An 18853-nucleotide genomic window follows, 5' to 3' on the forward strand; every position below is an offset into this window, starting at 1 on the left:
GCGCGGATCATGGCAGAATTTCTTTGATCTGGAGACTGTTCTGCTCGACGAGCTCGTGGAACGGCTCGAGTGTGCGGACATCCACGCCTTCGCTGGCATGGCGCTGGGCGAGGCTCATCACCGCCGCCGAGGCCTCGTCGACCGGTGCCGCCACCGATTGGATCAGCGTTTCGGCCAGTTCGACGACGGTCAGGCCCGAGGAGATGCCCGAAGGCGGCGCATCGAGGGCGAAGCGCTCCTGCAGGCTAGCGCCCAGTTCCACGCCCATCAGCGAGTCGAGGCCGATCTCGGAGAGGTGGCGGACACGGCTGATATCGTCCTTGGGCAGACGCAGGATGCGGGCAATGTCCTCAACGATGGCATCGGACACGGTCTTGCGCACCGCATCGAGGTCCAGGCTCTTGAGCAAACCACCGATATCGATGGCGGTCACGGTGCCGGATTCCGCCTGCTGGTCGGAACCGAGATCGCCGTAGCTCGGCGAGCGCATGGTCGCGAGACGCTCGCGCGCCTTGCCCCAATGCATCGAGGCAATGGCCAGGACGGCATCGTCGGGTGACGAGCCTTGCCCTTCCAGGGCCTCGGCCATGAGGTCGAGGGAGCGGCGGGCATCCATCGGCGTCACGCCGACGCGGCCGGCCAGGGTCTCCATCACCGCGCGGTTGCGCGCCAGCACGCCGACATCGCCGATCGCGCCCCAGGCGACCGCGAGGGCGGGCAATCCCAGCGCCTTGCGACGGCGGGCGAGCCCTTCCATGAAACCGTTGGCGGCGACGTAGGCGCCCTGTCCCGGATTGCCGATGAAGGTCGTGGCCGAGGAGAACAGCACGAAGTAGTCGAGCTGCCGCTCGCGGTTGGCGGCATCCAGATGCTCGGCGCCGACGACCTTCGGGCGGATGACCGCGTCGAGGGCAGCCGCGTCGAGATTGGCGATGAGGCCATCCTGCAGCACCATCGCCCCATGGATCACGCCCGCGAGCCTGCGGCCGTCGCCCTCGACCTCTGCGAGGAGATCGTCCACCGCCTCGCGACTGGTGATGTCGCAGGCCATCGCAGCGACGCTGACGCCACGGACCGCCAGATCGGCCACCACCTGCTTGGCCTCAGGGCTCGAGGCGCCCTTTCGGCCGACGAGGACCAGGTGACGGGCCCCCCGGTCGGCAAGCCACCGGGCCGCCTCGATGCCGAAGCCGCCGAGCCCTCCGGTGATGAGATGGACGCCCTCCGACGAGACCTGGAAATCGGACTTGCGCTCGACCACGATGCTGCCAGGCTTCGGCGGGGCGATGACGATTTTCCCCACATGCCCGGATTGCTGCATCAGCCGGAACGCGTCCGAGACCTCGTCGGCGGTGAACGGCTGGAACGGCAGGGGCTTGAGACCGCCTTCCGTGAACAGGGCCATCACCTCCCGGAACAGACGCGCCCCGTCCTCGCCCTGATGCTGGAGCACCTGATCGAGATCGACGCCGAAATAGGAGAGGTTCCGGCGGAACGGGCGCAGACCGATATGGGTGTTGGCGACATAGTCGCGCTTGCCCAGCTCAATGAAGCGACCGAACGGCTTCAGGCAGTTCAGGCTGCGTTCCATCGCTTCGCCGAACAGGCTGTTCACCACGATGCCGACCCCGTCGCCCGTGATCCGGCGGACCTCGTCGACGAAGGCGAGGGAGCGGGAATCGAGGACGTGCTCGGCCCCGAGAGCCTTTACCAGCGCACGCTTCTCGCGCGACCCGGCGGTGGCGATGACGCGGGCTCCCTTCAGCTTGGCGATCTGCAGGGCGGCGAGGCCGACGCCACCGGCACCACCATGGACCAGCACCCATTCGCCGCGTCGCAGCCGGGCGCAGCTGACGAGACTGTAATAAGCGGTGAGGAAGGCGACCGGCACGGTGGCCGCCGCCTGCGGGTCGAGGCCGGGCGGGCTCGGTGCCACCACGAGTTCGGGCACCACGATATGGGTCGAGAAGCCCGATTGCGCGAAGGCGACGACAGGGTCGCCCACCTTGAAGGCAGCGACGCCCTTGCCGACCGAGACGACGCGACCGGCGACTTCGAGGCCAAGACGCGGACCGGCGAAGCCATCCTCCAGGATCTCCTCCGGGAGCATCGACAGGGCCCAGAGCACGTCGCGGAAGTTGAGGCCCGTGGCCTCCACGGCGATCTCGACCTCGCCGCGTCCGGGCGTGCGCCGCTCGGCCGGTCCCCAACGCATGTCGTTGAGTCCGCCGGTGACGCTGCGCTCGAGCTGCGCGGCTGGAGCCGCTACGGCATCGGAGGCGGGACGGCGTGAAAGCTGCCCCGGCGCGAACCGGATCACGCGGGTGGCGTCCGCGTCGAGGATGATCTCCGTCTCGGTGGTGCCGGACAGGATCACGTCACGCAGGCGCTCGGATGCCTGCTTGCTCGGCATCGCCGCGGTGAGATCGATGCGGCGAATGTCGAGGGTGGCGACCTCGTTGGCGAGGGTGCGGGTGAAGGCCCAGAGGCCCGCTTCCACCGCTCCGTCGGCGTCTCCATCATGGCGCGTCGCGCCCGGACAAATGACCCAGAGGCGGGTCTGACGGGTCCCGAGATGTTCGACGCAGCGTTTGAGACCGAGGCAGCGCTCGCGCAGCCGGTCGGCGGCGTCGCCCTTGGTGTCGAAGGCTCCGGCGAGGAACACCACCGTATCGGGGGTCTCGCGTTCGAGTTCGAGCAGCGATTGCTCGGAATCGAGGATGATCGAGACATGGACACCGGCGGCGACGAGGAGCGTTGCCAGCGACGAGGCGGTTTCCGCCGCGAAGGAATCCTGTGATCCGATGATGAAGGTGAAGGTCTGGCCTGTGGAGGCCTTTGCCCGCACCGGTGCCTCGGCGAGGAAGAGAAGATCGTCGCCATTGGCCGAGACCGCCCGGTCGACGGCGACGCGGACGAGACCGGTATCGCTGAGCGAACGCTGCCAGCCGGTGATGTCGTCGAGGCGCCCCAGGGGCATCCCGTCCAGACTCTCGAACCAATCCGGCAGGAGACCGAAAACGAGGTCGCGGAAGAGCGAAGCACCCGGCTCCACCGCCAGCAGGAACCCACCCGTGGCGAGGGCGTCGGCGATCTTGCCGAGAAGGCCGCGCTCGGTCCGGTGCAGGACGTTGCTTGCCAGGATCGCGTCGAAGCCGCCTTCCGTCAGGTCGGCTTCGTCCTCGATCACGGTGACGCCGCGCGGCAGGGCGAGGCGGGCGCGCTCGGCGAGGCGGCGATCGGTCTCGAACACGGTAAGATGCGCGGCGATTCCATCGGCGATGGCGGCCGCCTGGGCCGAGAGCGGCCCGAACCCGAGCTGAAGCAGGCGCAGGGACCGGTCCGTCGGAAGGTCGGTGCGGGCGCCGTCGAGAATACCGGCGATCACATCCGAGGATGCGCGTGCGCTGGCGCTGCGCAGGACGAAGGCGTCGAGAGCGTTCTGCGACAGGGTGGGCTGGCTCGCGAGATCACCGTCGAGGAGGCGGGAGACGACGGCGCCGAGATCCGCCGTGAGCACCAGTTCGGCGGACAGTTCGGGATGGTCAGCCGCGATCCAACGCATGATCTCGTCGGGGGCGGGCAGGGTCACGTCCTTGCGCAGGGTCCAGCGCGTTCCGTCGAGGGTGGCGAGCCCGCTGCTCTCGAGGGCGTAGAGGGCGTTCAGGAGCCAGGGCCGCATCGATTCCGGCACACGATCGTCGATGGCGACGGCGCCTGAGCGCTGCAGCCCTTCGGCCATGCGGTAGGCGAGGGAGGTGGCCCAGCCTTCGAGGAGAAGATGGCCCGGCGAGAGTGCAGCATCGGCGGGCGCGAGAGCCGCCTTGATGCCCGGACGGACCGCATCGGCGATGCGGGCGCGGCGATCGAGGGGGATCGCGGTCGGCTCCGTGGCGAGTTCCGACCTCTGCGCGATGGCGTAGGCGGCGAGATCCTGGCCGGGCTTGGCGCGCAAGGCCTGGAACCGGCCTTCCCGCAGGGTTGCGATGACGTCGCCGGCCTCATCCACGAGGGTGAAGTCAGCGAGAATGCTGCGCTCGTTGCAACGCCGCGTACGGATCATGGCCCGGGCGATGACGGCACCGGGCCGAATCAGCCGAATCTCGCCGAAACGCACCGGCACATAGGCCTTGGTCGATCCCTCGCCCAACAGGTCGGCGAAGAGCAGGATCAGGCCGTGGAAACAGGCATCGAGCCGCGCCGGCACGAGGCCGAAGCGCGTATCCGGCTCCGCCGGCTTGAGTTCGGAGACGATCACGGTCTCGTCCACACGGGCGCTGAGGGCCACTTGGCGGAAGCTCGGCCCGAAATCGAGACCTGAGGCGGCGGCGAGACGATACAGCCCCTCTCCCTCGACGGCGTTCTCGGCCGGGATGATGATGTCCTGCCGGGGACGCGCCGCGAAGGTGCCGTCCACGATCTTGGCGGAGGCGTGCAACTGCCAGCCCGCCTGGGTCAGCCGAGGCCGGCTGAGGATCTGGATCTGGTTGCCGCTGCCCGAGAGCCGCACGGCGACTTCGCGGAGGGCGTCCTCACCGAAGACCATCGGCGACTGGATTTCGAACTCGGCGAGGACGACGTCGTCGCTGCGCATCGCCTCGCGGGCGACACCCAAAGCCATCTCGATGAAGGCCGCACCGGGCAGGATCGCTTGGCCGTCGATACGGTGGTCATCGAGTTCCGGCACCGTAGCGATGTCGAGATGGCCGTTCCACTCGAGCCCGTCGGCCGAAAGGCGCGATCCGTAGAGCGGATGATAGGCGCGGGCCGTCGCGGCGCCCACGCCTTCCGAGGTCTCCGACAGCCGGAACGGCCGACGCTGCCAGGGATAGGTCGGAAGCGCGACATCGCCCTTCGGGTTCTCGCCGAAGACCGCCGCCTCGTCGACGGCGGCACCGTGGACGAGGGCCGAGGCCAGGGCGCGGGCGAAGGGGTCACTGCCAACGGGTTTGTTGGTGAGGACGCCGACCGTGGCATTCTCGATGCCGAGGGGCTCGATGCAATCGCCGATATGCGGAAGCAGGGTCGCCCTTGGGCCGACCTCGACGAAGATGCGGGCGCCCTTGCGGGTCGCTTCCTGGACAGCCTCGCAGAAGCGCACCGGCTCGCGGATGTTGCGCCACCAATAGCCGGCGTCGAACTCCCCGCCCTGCAGCACGGCCCCGGTCACGGTGGAGACCATGGGGATCGTGCCGGGATGCGGCTTCAATCCTGCGAGATCGCGCAGCAGCGGCTTCTCGGTCGGGTTCATCAGCCGGCCGTGGAAGGGGTAGGCGAGGTCGAGCTTGCGACCACGGCGGCGCTTGCGCGCCAGCGCCTTCATGGCCGCGTCGATATCGGCGACCGGGCCCGCCACGGTGACGGCCTTCGGGCTGTTATAGGCGGCGATGTCGAGGCTCGGATAATCCTCGAGGAAGATCTCGATCTCCTCCACGGGTGCCAGCAGCACCGCCATGGTGCCGAGGCCGCGCGTCGTCTCCTGATGCTGGCTGCGGTAGAAGATGACCTTCACCGCCTGTTCCAGGCTCAGGATGCCGGCTCCCTCGGCCGCCGCGATCTCACCCACGCTGTGGCCGAGCACGTAGGACGGGACGAGACCGGCGGCCTTCAGGGCCGTGGTCGAAGCGCTGGAAATGGCGAAGATCAGCGGCTGCGAGACCCGCGTGAGGACCATGCGCTCGGCCAGATCCTCGGCGAACAGGGCTTCCTTCAGCGACCAGCCCGAGATCTCGGCGAACAGGACGTCGATCCGGTCGAAGGCCGACCGGTAGATGGCGTTGCGGTCATAGGCCTCCCGGCCCATCCCGACCCATTGGCTGCCATTGCCGGAATAGACGAACGCGATCTCGGCGCTACGGTCGACGGCAGTGCCGACCCGGGCGATGTCGGTCTCCTCGGCATCGGCGACCGCGCGCAACGTGGCGGGCAGGTCTGCGTCCATGGGCATGGCGAGGCGGGTCGACAGTCGCTCGCGGCGATGAGCGGCGGCGGCGGCGATCCGCACGGTCTCGGCGGAATCTGCGCGTTCGAACCGATCGGCGTAGTCGAGAGCGAGTTCGTTCAGCGCGGCGCGGCTTTGGGCAGAGAGAAGTAGCAATTCTGGCCCGCGCCCGGCATCGCTCGAGGCGGAGGCCGGAGCGCCGTCGGTGAGGACGATGTGGGCGTTGGTGCCGCCGAAGCCGAAGGAGTTGACGCCGGCGAAACGCTCACCCCGGCCACGCGGGATCGCCAGCGGCGCGGTGACCACCGAGAGATTGAGCTTGGTGAAGGGAATGTCGGGATTGAGAACGGTCGCATGCAGCGAGGGCGGCAGCAGATCGTGCTCGAGGGCGAGACTTGCCTTCAGAAGACCGGCGAGGCCCGAGACCGGCTCGGTATGTCCGATATTGCTCTTGATCGAGCCGATCGGCAGCGGCTCCTTGCGGGGCCGGCCGATCTTCCCACCGATGGCGCCGGCCTCGATCGGGTCGCCCACCGCCGTGCCGGTGCCGTGCGCTTCCACGAAGGCGACCGCATCGAAATCGATCTCGGCCTCGCGATAGACCTGTTCGAGCAGCGCACCCTGTGCGTAGCCGGAAGGCAGGGAGATGCCGGTGGTCCGGCCGTCGGAATTCACGCCGCTCGCCGCAATGACGCCACGCACGGTATCGCCGTCGCGCGAAGCGGCCCGCGCCGATTTCAGGACGAGAACGACGCCGCCCTCGGACCGGACATAGCCGTCGGCATTGGCCGAGAAGGCTTGGCACAGCCCGGTCCGCGACAGCATCTGCGCGTTGGAAAAGCAGATGAAGTTGAAGGGGCTGGCGAGCAGGTTCACGCCCGCCACGACCGCGGTGTCGATCCGGCCACTGGCGATCGCCGCGACGGCGGCATCGAGCGCTACGAGCGAAGAGGAGCAAGCGGTATCGACGGTGAAGCTCGGCCCCTTCAGGTCGTAGATGTAGGAAATCCGGTTGGACAGGATCGAGAGTGTGTTGCCGGTCGCCGCATAGGCATCACCCGAAGAGGTATCGAGGACGCGCAGGTTTCCGTAGTCGAGGGACGAGGCGCCGACGAACACACCGATCTGCGACCCCGCCACGGCGGAGGGACGCAGACCCGCATCCTCCAGGGCCTCCCAGGTCAGTTCGAGGAGGAGCCGCTGCTGCGGGTCCATCTGCTCGGCTTCGCGGGGCGAAATGCCGAAGACGCCGGGATCGAACGACCAGATGTCGTCCAAGACGCCCGCCGACCATGTGTAGCTCTTGCCGCGCTCCTGCGCGCGTGGATGGCCGAACCGCTCCAGTGACCAGCGATCGTCAGGGATACGCCCGACGGCGCAGCGGCCCTCGCTCAGAAGCTGCCACAGGCCATCGACGCTTGCAGCGCCGGGCAACCGGCACGAACGGCCGACGATCGCTATGTCTGTACGCTTGATCACGTTCGGTTCGCACACGCTCTTGATCGAGGACATCGCCGTCTCGCACCTGCAGCGGACAACCGACGTGAGGATGCATAATATGCAGCCGGAACCGTGTCCAACCCATGGCAGCTTTGCTGCAGCAGAGAGGCCGGAGGGATTTCGAGATACGGATAGTTTCACGGGATGATAAAAATCACACAGTCATGATTACGGCAGCATTCAATATAGGCCGCTACTTCAACGGCACGTCTGAAACTGTACAAACCTATCCCGCATTGGCATAATATCAAACATTATTAACGCACCGCGCTATCGGTTTCCAAAATTATTATTGTATTACTACAATAAAAAATCGACACTTAGTAACAAACGTGACTTAATTTACATAACTCAACAATCTATGCATCAGGAAATCCCCAATGCTAATGCGCCTGTCATAATTGTGATAGTATAGTAAAAGGTGATTTATAGCATATTTTTCGATTGTCATGAAGGTGTCGATTTTTCCATTCCTCTTATTGATAATGCCTGGAATAAAAATCCACTTACGCTCCGTCACGATATTCCTTCAAGCATCTCTATGCTGCGCTGCAGCATAAATGCCTCACCTAGAGTTCGATGGGATAGGGTAGTCCCATCGAAGAAAACGCGGCCCGGATCGAAGGAACGCCTGCTTTCCGCGAAAAGGCCCTTGACGCCCGTTCCAGCCGAAAGCTATACGCCGCTCCTCGCTGCAGCGGAAACGCTTCAGCCGGGGCGCGTAGCTCAGCGGGAGAGCACTACCTTGACATGGTAGGGGTCACAGGTTCGATCCCTGTCGCGCCCACCATTTCCCTTCGGGCGAGATGGACGAGAGAACAAAAGCCCCGGAAACGGGGCTTTTTCTCGTTCTGGCAGCCCCTCCGTCGTGAACGCACGACTTGCTCGTACGTCGAGGCTTCCGCGTCCATCGCGCCCCAGGCAGCGAATGGCAGTTGTCTCATGCCAGCCACTGTCACGCTTGCGTGAGCCGCCGTCCCGGTCACAGAACCGCCTCAGACAAGGAGTGTAAGGCGAGCGCTTTCATTCGGTGCCAGGCATCTCGGCCACCGTGCCGGATGCCGGAGATAATGATGAGCCGAAACTTGGCATTCTCGAATGCGGTCGGACGGTTCGGCCTCGGATGCAGCGCCATCGATCTGCGCGCCCTCGACGATCCGCGCGGCTACGTTCGCGCTCAGCTCGACATGTCGGTGACGGCGCCCGAAGCCAAACTGATGTCAACGACCGATCAGCTGCAGGCAATGATGCATCGTCGTCAGCTCGCGAAGCAGCGCCGCGAAGCGATGACGGATGCGGACGGTGCCAAGGTCAAGCTAGGCAGCAATATGCAAGATGGTGCCATGGCGATGGCACCCGGCGCAGAGCCATCAATGGGTGGCGGCATGATGGAGAACGACTCCGAGGCCAAGGCCACTCAGGGGTCGATCACGAAGAGCGCCGATGAGCTGATCACATGGCTCAGACTGGCGGCGGCGACCGAGGCACCACTGCACGAGCGGCTGTTTTTGTACTGGACCAATCACTTCACAATCGGGGCTGGGAAGGGGAAATCCAGCCTTACGGCGGGTTCGTTCCAGCGCGAAGCCATTCGGCCATTCATTCTCGGCCGCTTTCACGACATGGCCAAGGCGGCGATCCTGCACGCCTCCATGCTCTATTATCTCGACAACGCATCCTCGATCGGCCCCGATTCTAAAGTCGGGCGCATCAAGAAATCCGGCCTCAACGAGAATCTCGGACGCGAGGTGCTCGAACTCCACACACTCGGCGTCGACGGGGGCTACAGTCAGGCCGACGTCACGGCATTGGCCTCCGTCCTCACGGGCTGGACCGTGGATCTCAACCCAAAATCCGAGACTTTCGGCGAGGTGGTGTTCCGTGAACGGCTGCATCAACCAGGGCCGAAGACCATCCTCGGTAAGCGTTACGCGGAAGCGGGAGCAGAGGAGTTTCCCGCGGTCCTGACCGACCTCGTCCGCCACCCATCCACGGCACGCTACGTGACGCGACGGATGGCGCGTGCGTTCGTATCGGAAAAGGCGTCGGACTCTCTTCAGAAGGATCTCGCCAAGGTCTTTCAGGACAGCGACGGCGACCTGAAGGCCGTGACCGCCGCGCTGATCCAAAACGACGAGGCCTGGACCGCCGCTCCCGTGAAGCTCCGCTCGCCGATCGAGTTCCTCGCCGCAACCGGTCGCCTCCTCGGACAAGCGCCGGTTAGGCCATCGCCGAAAGCCTCGCTTCTCGCGATGGGCCAGCCGTTCCTGGCCGCCCCGTCACCGAAGGGATGGGCCGAGGAAGACGATGCCTGGGCGACCTCGGATGGCATCAAGAGCCGGATCGACTGGGCGCAGCAATGCGCGACATTCAACGCGAACCATGTCGATATCCGCAAACTCGTGGACGACCGGATCGGCGGCTATTTCTCGGACGAGACCCGGCGCGTGATCAGGCAGGGCGAAAGCCCCGAACAGGCATTGGCCCTGCTGATGCTCAGTCCGGAATTCCAGCGGCGCTAGCCGGTCGAGAGGCGATGACCCCATGAATCCTCAGGAACATGCCCACCTGCCGACGCGCCGCAACCTGCTGCTCGGCGCCGGCGCCCTCTTCGCCTGGCCCTATGTGCCGAAGGTCTGGGCCGCGTCCGGCCGTGACCCGCGCTTCCTCGTGGTGGTGCTGCGCGGTGGGCTCGACGGCCTGTCGGCGGTGATGCCGGTGGGCGATCCGCAATTCGCTTCGATCCGCTCCGGCTTCAAGCTGTCCCCGACGCACACGCCCTTCCGGCTCGATCCGCTGTTCTCGCTCAATCCGGCCATGCCGAACCTGGCCGATCTCTATGCCAAGCGCGAGGCCACGCTGTTCCATGCCGTCGCTACCCCCTACCGCGCCCGCTCGCATTTCGACGCGCAGGAGGTCCTCGAGAACGGGATGACGCGCTCCAGTTCCGGCGTCGATACCGGCTGGCTCAATCGCGCGCTGTCCCTCATTCCGAAGGCCAAGGGCATCGAGTTGCGGCCGGCCAAGGCTCTCTCCGTCAGCGCGACGACACCGCTGATCCTGCGTGGTCCGGCCCAGGTCGAGACATGGCAGCCGCAGACTCTTCCCTACGCCTCGGCCGATACGCTGATGCGGCTTCAAGCGCTCTACGACGACAAGGACCAGGCCCTGGCAAATGCCCTGCGCGAGGGTGTGCAGGTCGACGATTTCATCGCCTCGGATCCGAGCATGGCGGCGATGGGCAAGCAGCCGTTGAGGGGCCCCAACAGCTTCGCCTCGGCCGCCCGCGCTGCGGCCTCGCTCATGGCGCCCGTCACCGGCCCCCGCATCGCCGTGATGAACTTCGACGGTTGGGACACACACTCGTCCCAGGGTCCCTATGAGGGGCGTCTCGCCAGGAACCTGGCCTCCCTCGATGCCGGCATAGCGGCGATCAAGGAGGGACTCGGCGCCTCATGGGCACAGACCTCCGTTCTGATCGTCACGGAATTCGGCCGCACCGTGCATGTGAACGGCTCCTCCGGCACCGATCACGGAACGGCGACGGTGGCCTTCCTCGTCGGAGGCGCGGTGGCAGGGGGACGGGTAATCGCCGATTGGCCGAGCCTGAAGGAAAGCGCCCTGTTCGAAGGTCGCGACCTCGCGCCGACGACGGATCTGCGCGCCGTGATGAAGGGCCTGCTGATCGATCAGTTCGGGTTCGAGGAGAAGGTCCTGTCGGAAAAGATCTTCCCCGGCAGCGAGAAGGCCCCCGGTATGAGGGATCTGCTTCGGGCCTGACCTGCGCGAGGCGCAGAGGCTACGCCATCGACCCTCGTCAAAAGATGGAGGGGGTCCGTCTGCGCGAAGGGATGCCGACGCCGCCCGGTTCGTCGGTGTTTGGGGGCGCCTCTACGGCGATCTCCACGGCCGGGGGCAGCTGCGCGACCTGTTTGGCGCGAGACGGCGCCACCTTCCCGACGCGCTCGATCCGGACGCCGACATAGTCGCCCCGCCTCCAGGCGAGCTTCACCATGCAGACGAAGTCACGGCCGATGATGCGGAGCAGAAAGGAAGGCGGCAAAGCTTGGTAGGACGGGATGCCGAGCTTGGCACCGGATTTGGAGACGTCCTTCACGGTGCAAGGGATTTCGCTACCGTCCGGAAGGCGGATATTCGCGATCCAGTTGGTTGAGTTCCGGTCCTCGCGCCGCGGCACCGGATCCTGCGACTCGCCCGTCTCTTTGTCCGACCGCACTGAAGACGCTCCGGCGTTTCGCCATTACTCACATCGGCATAAGCCGAGAACGTTTACGGACATCTACTGGCAATCGGAATTTCTCGCGGTGCTTGGCGGCCGATACACGAGGTCGCGCGATCCGAAGCATAAGGCATCGCGGACTTCATCGTCGCCGGATCGGCCCAGATGCGAGGGGACTTCGCCAGTCAAAAGATGCACCTGATCACCCCCACAAAGGCTGGATTGGACCATCAGAGGCGCTGCTGGAGAAGCGCCCGCCGGAAGCAGGCGGTCATAATCCAACCGCACGGGCATGTTTTCGAGTTCTCGAATTCACACTTTTCTTCTAAGAGGAAGAGAGTGTCCGACCGCCGTTCGCAAACGGTATCGCAGACTTTCCTACGAACTAAGCTTGACAATCGAACGTGACGGCGGGGGCGGCAGTGGCTAAGGGGCGGGAATCGGCCGAGATCATTTCGGCGTTGGCAAGTTGCCGGACAGCGTTCATCGGCGTCGCGGTGATGAGCGGTTTGGTCAACATTTTATATCTGACCGGATCGTTCTTCATGCTCGAAGTCTACGACCGCGTCATTCCGAGCCGCAGCGTGCCGACACTGGTCGGCCTGGTGATCCTCGCCCTCGTCCTCTATGGATTTCAGGGCATTCTGGAGACGATCCGCTCGCGTATCCTTGCACGCGTCGGCGCGTCTCTGGACGAAGCCCTCAGCGCGCGGGTGTTCGACATCGTCGTACGGGCTCCCCTGAAGGGTGCCACCCCGGGCGACGGGCTGCTGCCCCTGCGCGATCTCGACCAGTTGCGTGCCTTCCTCGGCGGCACGGGCCCCTCGGCCTTCTTCGATCTGCCGTGGATGCCGATCTACGTCTTCATCTGCTTCCTCTTCCACCCCCTCATCGGCGTCGCCGCGCTCGTGGGCGCGGCGGTCCTGGCCGTCCTCGCCTTGACCACGGATCGCTCGACGCGTGGGCCCTCGCAGACCGCCACCGCCCACGGCATGCGCCGCAACGGATTGGCGGAAGCCGGTCGCCGCAATGCCGAGGTGCTCGCCGCCATGGGAATGCAGGGACGTTTCGCCGATCGCTGGGGTGGTGCCAACCGCGACTACATGCAGTCGCAGATGAACGTCTCGGACGTCGCCAGCGGTTTCGGTGCGGGCTCGAAAGTGTTCCGAATGGCGCTGCAATCGGGTGTGCTCGCCCTCGGCGCATGGCTCGTCATCAACAATCTGGCTTCGGCCGGCGTCATCATCGCCTCGTCGATCCTCGTCGCCCGTGCCCTGGCTCCGGCGGAACTCGCCATTGCCAATTGGAAGGGATTCGTTCAGGCGCGCCAGAGCTGGGCGCGGCTCTCGGAGCTGTTCGCGCGCCTGCCCGCCGCCGAACAGCCCCACGCGCTGCCCGCTCCGTCGCAGAGTCTCGTCGCCGAGAACGTCACCCTCGCACCGCCCGGAACCCAGCGCATCGTCGTCCAGGATGTCAGCCTTTCGCTGCAGCGCGGACAGGGGCTCGGAATCATCGGCCCGAGCGCGTCGGGCAAGTCCAGCCTCGTCCGCGCCATCGTCGGCGTCTGGCCTCCCGTTCGCGGCAAAGTCAGGATCGACGGCGCGGCCATCGACCAATGGTCCAGCGCCGATCTCGGACCGCATATCGGCTTCCTGCCGCAGGAAGTGGAGCTGTTCGCGGGCACCATCGCCGAGAACATCGCCCGGTTCGATCCCAACGCCCAATCGGGCGCCGTCATCGCGGCGGCCAAATCGGCGGGCATCCACGAGATGATCCTGCGCCTCTCGGAAGGCTACGACACGCGGATCGGGGAGGGCGGCGCCGGCCTGTCGGCGGGTCAGCGCCAGCGTGTCGGCCTGGCGAGGGCGCTTTATGGCGACCCCTTCCTCGTGGTGCTGGATGAACCCAACTCGAATCTCGACGGGGAGGGCGAGAACGCCCTGACCCAGGCCATCGTCGGTGTGCGGCAGCGCGGCGGCATCTGCATCGTCGTGGCGCACCGCCCCAGCGCCCTGGCGGCCGTCGACATGATCCTGATGATGGCCGACGGGCGGGCCCAGGCCTTCGGCCCCAAGGACGAGGTGCTCAAGCGCGTCCTCCGGTCGACCCCGGCTCCCGCCGCCGAGCCGGTCGCCGCACAACGAACCGGCGCGAACGTCGCCGCCCTGCAGGAGAGCGCGTGATGGCCATCGCACTGTCGCCCGTCGGACTTCCCGCCGCCCAGGTCCGCCCCACGGCCAACGGGTCCATCCGCCGCCACCTTGCCGTCGCCATCGGTGTCGGCGCCGTCCTGGTCGTCGGCATCGGCGGCTGGGCCACCTTCACGATGATCTCGGGAGCGGTGATCGCTCCGGGCCAGCTCATGGTCGAATCGGATGTGAAGAAGGTCCAGCATCCCACCGGCGGCGTCGTCGGCGAGTTGCGGGTGAAGGAGGGCGCACGGGTCAAGGCCGGCGACATCCTGATCCGCCTCGACGAGACCCAGACCCGCGCCAATCTCGACATCATCCTGAAGGCGCTCGACGAATTCGCGGCCCGCCGCGCCCGCGACGAGGCGGAGCGTGACGGCGCATCCGAGATCACCTTCCCGGCGGATCTCCTGGCCCGCAAGGCCAAGGATCCGTCCGTCGCGCATCTGGTGGACAGCGAAACCCGCCTGTTCCACGCCAGGGTCGCCGGCCGCGAGGGCCAGAAGGCGCAGTTGCGCGAGCGCGTCTCCCAGCTCGGCGAAGAGATCAAGGGCCTCACCGAACAGGCCGCCGCCAAGGAGCGGGAAACGGCGCTGATCGGGACCGAGCTGAAGGGCGTGCGCGAGCTCTACGGCAAGAACCTCGTGCCGCTCTCGCGCGTCACGGCGCTCGAACGCGACGGCGCCCGGCTGCAGGGCGAGCGCGGGCAGCTCATCGCCTCCACCGCATCGGCCAAGGGAAAGATCACCGAGATCGAACTGCAGATCTTCCAGATCGATCAGGACATGCGCACCGAGACCGGAAAGGAACTCGCGGAGATTCGCGGCCGCTGGTCGGAATATGTGGAAAAGCGCATCGCCGCGGAGGATCAGCTCAAGCGCATCGACATGCGCTCGCCTCAGAACGGCACGGTCCACCAGTTGACCGTGCACACGATCGGCGGCCTCGTGGTTCCCAGCGAGCCGGCGATGCTGATCGTGCCCGACGCCGACAAGCTCATCGTCGAAGTAAAGATTCAGCCGCAGGACATCGACAACGTCCGCGTGGACCAGCGGGCGGTCCTGCGCTTCCCGGCCTTCAACCAGCGGGTGACGCCCGAGATCGACGGGATCGTGAGCCGGGTTTCGGCCGACGTCTCGCAGGACCCGAAGAGCGGCATGACCTACTACACCGCGCGCATCCGCATGACGGAGGATCAGGTGGAGCGCCTCGGCAAGGTCCAGCTCGTGCCCGGCATGCCTGTGGAAGCGTTCATGCAACTCGGGGACCGCTCGGTCATCTCCTACCTGACGAAGCCTCTGACGGACCAGATCGCCAAGGCTTGGCGCGAGCGTTGACGGCTCCGAGAGGCGAAGAATGGAGACCCCGACCATGCGTCGGGGCAAGAGTTTGAAGAATCCGCAACATGGGCAGGTCGGTTGCATCTTGCCTTCAGGCGCTCAAGCCTGATATGGCAACCGCCTTTCCGCGATGCGTGAACTGCCATCGCCGAGGACGCCTTACCGAGGTGCCTCGTTCCCGAGACCCTATGGACAGGCGGCGGGCTCAAACCCGGCCGACGTGAGACCGATGAAGATTCGCAACTCCCTCAAGTCCCTCCGTGGCCGTCACCGCGACAACCAGCTCGTGCGCCGTAAGGGCCGCGTCTACGTCATCAACAAGACGCAGAAGCGCTTCAAGGCCCGCCAGGGCTGAGGCTGCGGGCTGCCCGGCAATTCGGGGCAGCCGCGTCAAGCCTGCCTGTTGACGGCGGCGTGAAGGGCGAGGAAGCTCGCTCTCATGACGCTGTCCCGGCACCTCGGCATTCTTTTCAACGCTGCGCTCCTGAGCGCCGCGTTTTTTTCGTTCGGGGCATCGTCCGCCGACGCTCTGCCTCAAGCGAGTCAGGGCCGGGAGACCGCACAGGTCAAGGAAACCGAGAAGGATGCACCCAGGAAGGTGCAGGCGCCGAGCCTCGAAGATCTCTATGCGAGGCTGAAGGCGTCCGAGGACGATGCCGAGGCCAAGGGTATCTCCCGTCTGATCGAGCAGCGTCTCGGGCGCTCCGGCAGCGCCACGGCGGATCTCCTCACCGAACGTGCCCGCCAGGCGATGTCGGGCCGCGATTATGCCCTCGCCGTCGAGTTGATGGACCGCGCCACCACCCTGGAGCCGCAATGGGCGGAGGGCTGGAACCGCCGGGCGACGGTGTTCTGGCTGCTCACCGACCAGACCAATGCCGTGGCCGATCTGCAGCGGACGCTGGTGCTGGAACCACGACATTACGAGGCCTGGGCGGCACTGGGGCGGATCTATCTGTCCATGGATGACAAGCGCCGCGCCCTCGACGCTTTCAGGCGCGCCTCCGCCATCTATCCGCGCATGGAGACGCTCCAGAGCGCCATCGACCGGCTTGTCCCCGAGATCGACGGGCGGGATCTGTAACCGGACATGGTTCTTCTGCACTGGCTCGGCCTGATCGCGGGCGCGATGCTCGGATTGATCGTCAGCGTGCTCGCGGCCGGCGCTCTCGTGACCTTGATCGTCACCCTGCGGGTCGGCACCAAGTTCCCGCCGCTCGGCCCCTCCGTGGAAGTGGCGGGCGGACGGCTCGCGACGATCCAGGCCGGTCCGAATCCTTCCTCCAGGGGAACCATCGTGCTCCTGCACGGGGCTTCGGCCAATGCGGCCGATCCGATGGAAGGTGTCGGCCGCAGGCTCGCGGAGAGCGGTTTTCGCGTCATCGCTTTCGACAGGCCGGGATACGGCTGGAGCGACCGCCTCGGCGACCGCGATATGGCTAGTCCGGCGGCACAGGGACACGCCATCGCGCAGGCTATCGAAGGTATCGGGACCGGCCGCGTGATCCTGATGGGGCATTCCTGGGCCGGTGCGCTGGCCACCGCCATTGCCCTCGACCATCCGGAGGTCGTGTCCGGCCTCGTGCTGGTGGCGCCGGTGGCGATGCCGTTTCCCGCCATGGCGCCTCTGCCATGGTATTACCGCCTCGCGTTGAAGCCCCCGGTCGCTTGGCTGCTCAGCCGCACCGTCACGACACCGCTCGGCCTCTATTATCTCGAACGCGCGGGGCGTGCGGCCTTCCGGCCGCAGGAACTTCCCGGAGATTATCTCGACCGTAGCCGCTCAGCCCTGGTATTGCGCCCCGCGACGATGTTGGCGAATCTCGAAGACCTGATCGGCCTACCCGCAGCCTTGGCGGCCCAGGCTCCGCGATACGGTAAGATCGCCGTGCCGACGGTGATCGTCTCCGGCGATGCGGATGCCGCAGTTCCGGCGACGCGCCATGCGGAGCCTTTGGCCAGGACTATCCCCGGCGCGCGCCTCGTTCTGCTGCCGGGCATCGGCCACATGGTGCCCTATATGGCGACGAATGCGCTCGTGGATGCCATTGAGCGCCTCGCCGCCGAGATCGGCGCGACGGAAACTGAACCCGTCGCGCCCTGACTGTTGATCAAGCCCTCGCGGCGTGATCGCGGGTGACGAAGGCGATCCGCACCAGGTTGGTAGCGCCCGGCGTCCCGAACGGCACGCCCGCCACGACGATGACCCGGTCGCCGATCTCGGCGAAGCGTTCGCGAACGGCGAATTTCGCCGCGCGGAAGGCCATGTCGTCCACGTCGCTCGCATCGTTGGTGACGATCGGGTGCGTGCCCCAGCACATGGCCAGCCGCCGGGCGGTCTCGCGCTTCGGCGTGAGGGCGATGATCGTGGCGTTGGGCCGCGAGCGGGCGAGACGCAGGGCCGTCGATCCCGAATGCGTCCAGGCCATGATGGCGGTGAGGCCGAGAGCACCGACCATCTGATGCGCGGCCGCCGCGATGGCGTCCGACGCGGTGGCATCGGGCTCGGAGCGCTGCGCCGTCAGGATCGTCCAGTAGAGCGCGTCGCGCTCCACCTGCTCGGCGATACGGTTCATCATCGAGATCGCCTCGATCGGGAAAGCGCCGGAGGCGCTCTCCGCCGACAGCATCACCGCATCCGCGCCCTCGTAGACTGCCGTCGCCACGTCCGAGACCTCGGCGCGGGTGGGGACCGGCGCGGTGATCATCGATTCCAGCATCTGGGTCGCGACCACGACGGGCTTGCCCAGACGCCGCGCACCACGCGTGATCCGCTTCTGCACGCCGGGCACCTGCTCGAGCGGCATCTCCACGCCGAGATCGCCGCGCGCCACCATGATGCCGTCGGAGATCTCGATGATCTCGTCGAGACGGGTCAGCGCCTGCGGCTTCTCGATCTTCGCCATGACCAGCGCGCGGCCGGCGGCGACCTTCTTCACCTCGGCCACGTCCTCGGGGCGCTGGACGAAGGAGACCGCGATCCAGTCCGCGCCGGCATTGAGGCCGGCCTCCAGATCGCCGCGATCCTTTTCGGTCATCGCCGCGACCGGGATCACCGTGTCGGGCAAGGACACGCCCTTGCGGTTGGAAATCCTGCCGCCGATGACGACCTCGGTCACCGCGCGTCCCTCCGAGACTTCGGTCACGACGAGGCGCAGCTTGCCGTCATCGATGATGACGACGTGGCCGGGCTCGAGCGCGGACAGAATCTCGGGGTGAGGAAGGTAGACGCGATGGATGTCGCCCGGCGTCGTATCCGAATCGAGCACGAAGGAGGCCCCGTTCTCGAGGATCGCGCTGCCCTCGGCGAAGGCGGCGACCCGCAGCTTCGGGCCCTGGAGATCCACCAGGACGGCGATGGGCCGGCGCAACTCACGCTCGATGGTGCGGATCACCTCGATCTTCTCGGGCAATTTCTCGCGCGGAAGGTGGCTCATGTTGAGCCGGAACACATCCGCACCGGCGCGGAACAGTTTCTCGATCATCTCCGGCGTATCGGAAGCCGGACCGAGGGTGGCGATGATCTTTGTGCGGCGCGAGCGTTTCACTCCGGTCTCCCGTTTTCTTATGATTCCGCCTGTCGTGACCGACCGGACGAATGGAGGGCGAGCGGTCACAAGCACCGGGGCGGGTCAGGCGTCAA

At 66.2% G+C, this 18853-nt stretch carries 10 protein-coding genes and 1 tRNA gene; 8 read left to right on the forward strand and 3 right to left on the reverse strand.

All coding sequences use genetic code 11. From position 1 onward, the window contains the following. Nucleotides 1-7 precede the first annotated feature (7 nt). Entirely contained in the window at nt 8-7420 is a 7413-nt protein-coding gene (locus ACYQML_RS13605; protein WP_461233104.1) for an SDR family NAD(P)-dependent oxidoreductase, read from the reverse strand. Nucleotides 7421-8156: 736 nt separating this feature from the next. On the opposite strand from ACYQML_RS13605, the gene ACYQML_RS13610 reads away from it, so the two are divergent. The 3 genes from ACYQML_RS13610 to ACYQML_RS13620 all read left to right on the forward strand — a co-directional run bounded on the left by ACYQML_RS13610 (nt 8157) and on the right by ACYQML_RS13620 (nt 11221). Beyond that, nucleotides 8157-8231, forward strand: a tRNA-Val gene (locus ACYQML_RS13610). A gap of 283 nt (nt 8232-8514) precedes the next feature. Then, complete coding sequence (locus tag ACYQML_RS13615; protein ID WP_461233105.1) at nt 8515-9963, forward strand: DUF1800 domain-containing protein; 1449 nt, start codon at nt 8515-8517, stop codon at nt 9961-9963. A 22-nt stretch (nt 9964-9985) separates the two neighbouring features. Continuing rightward, nucleotides 9986-11221: a DUF1501 domain-containing protein gene (locus ACYQML_RS13620; protein WP_311274662.1), complete on the forward strand. Its 1236-nt coding sequence runs from the start codon at nt 9986-9988 to the stop codon at nt 11219-11221. Nucleotides 11222-11258: 37 nt separating this feature from the next. Here ACYQML_RS13620 and ACYQML_RS13625 read toward each other — a convergent pair whose 3' ends face one another. Then, a complete protein-coding gene (locus ACYQML_RS13625) occupies nt 11259-11678 on the reverse strand; it encodes a PilZ domain-containing protein (RefSeq protein ID WP_311274661.1) in 420 nt (139 codons plus the stop codon). A 425-nt stretch (nt 11679-12103) separates the two neighbouring features. Here ACYQML_RS13625 and ACYQML_RS13630 point away from each other — a divergent pair, with 425 nt between their 5' ends. The 5 genes from ACYQML_RS13630 to ACYQML_RS13650 all read left to right on the forward strand — a co-directional run bounded on the left by ACYQML_RS13630 (nt 12104) and on the right by ACYQML_RS13650 (nt 17314). Then, complete coding sequence (locus tag ACYQML_RS13630; RefSeq protein WP_461233106.1) at nt 12104-13864, forward strand: type I secretion system permease/ATPase; 1761 nt, start codon at nt 12104-12106, stop codon at nt 13862-13864. Continuing rightward, nucleotides 13864-15207: an HlyD family type I secretion periplasmic adaptor subunit gene (locus ACYQML_RS13635; protein WP_461224437.1), complete on the forward strand. Its 1344-nt coding sequence runs from the start codon at nt 13864-13866 to the stop codon at nt 15205-15207. The genes ACYQML_RS13630 and ACYQML_RS13635 overlap by 1 nt, the downstream gene beginning before the upstream one ends. 232 nt (nt 15208-15439) lie before the next feature. Beyond that, entirely contained in the window at nt 15440-15565 is a 126-nt protein-coding gene (gene ykgO / locus ACYQML_RS13640; protein ID WP_003601867.1) for a type B 50S ribosomal protein L36, read from the forward strand. An 84-nt stretch (nt 15566-15649) separates the two neighbouring features. After that, nucleotides 15650-16294 (forward strand): tetratricopeptide repeat protein, encoded by a 645-nt coding sequence (locus ACYQML_RS13645; RefSeq protein WP_461233107.1) that lies wholly within the window; start codon nt 15650-15652, stop codon nt 16292-16294. Nucleotides 16295-16300: 6 nt separating this feature from the next. Further along, nucleotides 16301-17314 (forward strand): alpha/beta fold hydrolase, encoded by a 1014-nt coding sequence (locus ACYQML_RS13650; RefSeq protein WP_461233108.1) that lies wholly within the window; start codon nt 16301-16303, stop codon nt 17312-17314. Between the two features lie 7 nt (nt 17315-17321). Here ACYQML_RS13650 and pyk read toward each other — a convergent pair whose 3' ends face one another. Continuing rightward, complete coding sequence (pyk, locus tag ACYQML_RS13655; protein WP_461233109.1) at nt 17322-18758, reverse strand: pyruvate kinase; 1437 nt, start codon at nt 18756-18758, stop codon at nt 17322-17324. Between the last annotated feature and the right edge of the window lie 95 nt (nt 18759-18853).

The organism is Methylobacterium sp. CM6244, assembly GCF_054817885.1.

What these genes read in the sequence shown, in the direction of transcription:
- ACYQML_RS13615 (WP_461233105.1), top strand. Translation starts at nt 8,515, where the DNA reads ATGAGCCGAAACTTGGCATTCTCGAATGCGGTCGGACGGTTCGGCCTC.
- ACYQML_RS13635 (WP_461224437.1), top strand. Translation starts at nt 13,864, where the DNA reads ATGGCCATCGCACTGTCGCCCGTCGGACTTCCCGCCGCCCAGGTCCGC.
- ACYQML_RS13620 (WP_311274662.1), top strand. Translation starts at nt 9,986, where the DNA reads ATGAATCCTCAGGAACATGCCCACCTGCCGACGCGCCGCAACCTGCTG.
- ACYQML_RS13645 (WP_461233107.1), top strand. Translation starts at nt 15,650, where the DNA reads ATGACGCTGTCCCGGCACCTCGGCATTCTTTTCAACGCTGCGCTCCTG.
- ykgO (WP_003601867.1), top strand. Translation starts at nt 15,440, where the DNA reads ATGAAGATTCGCAACTCCCTCAAGTCCCTCCGTGGCCGTCACCGCGAC.
- ACYQML_RS13650 (WP_461233108.1), top strand. Translation starts at nt 16,301, where the DNA reads ATGGTTCTTCTGCACTGGCTCGGCCTGATCGCGGGCGCGATGCTCGGA.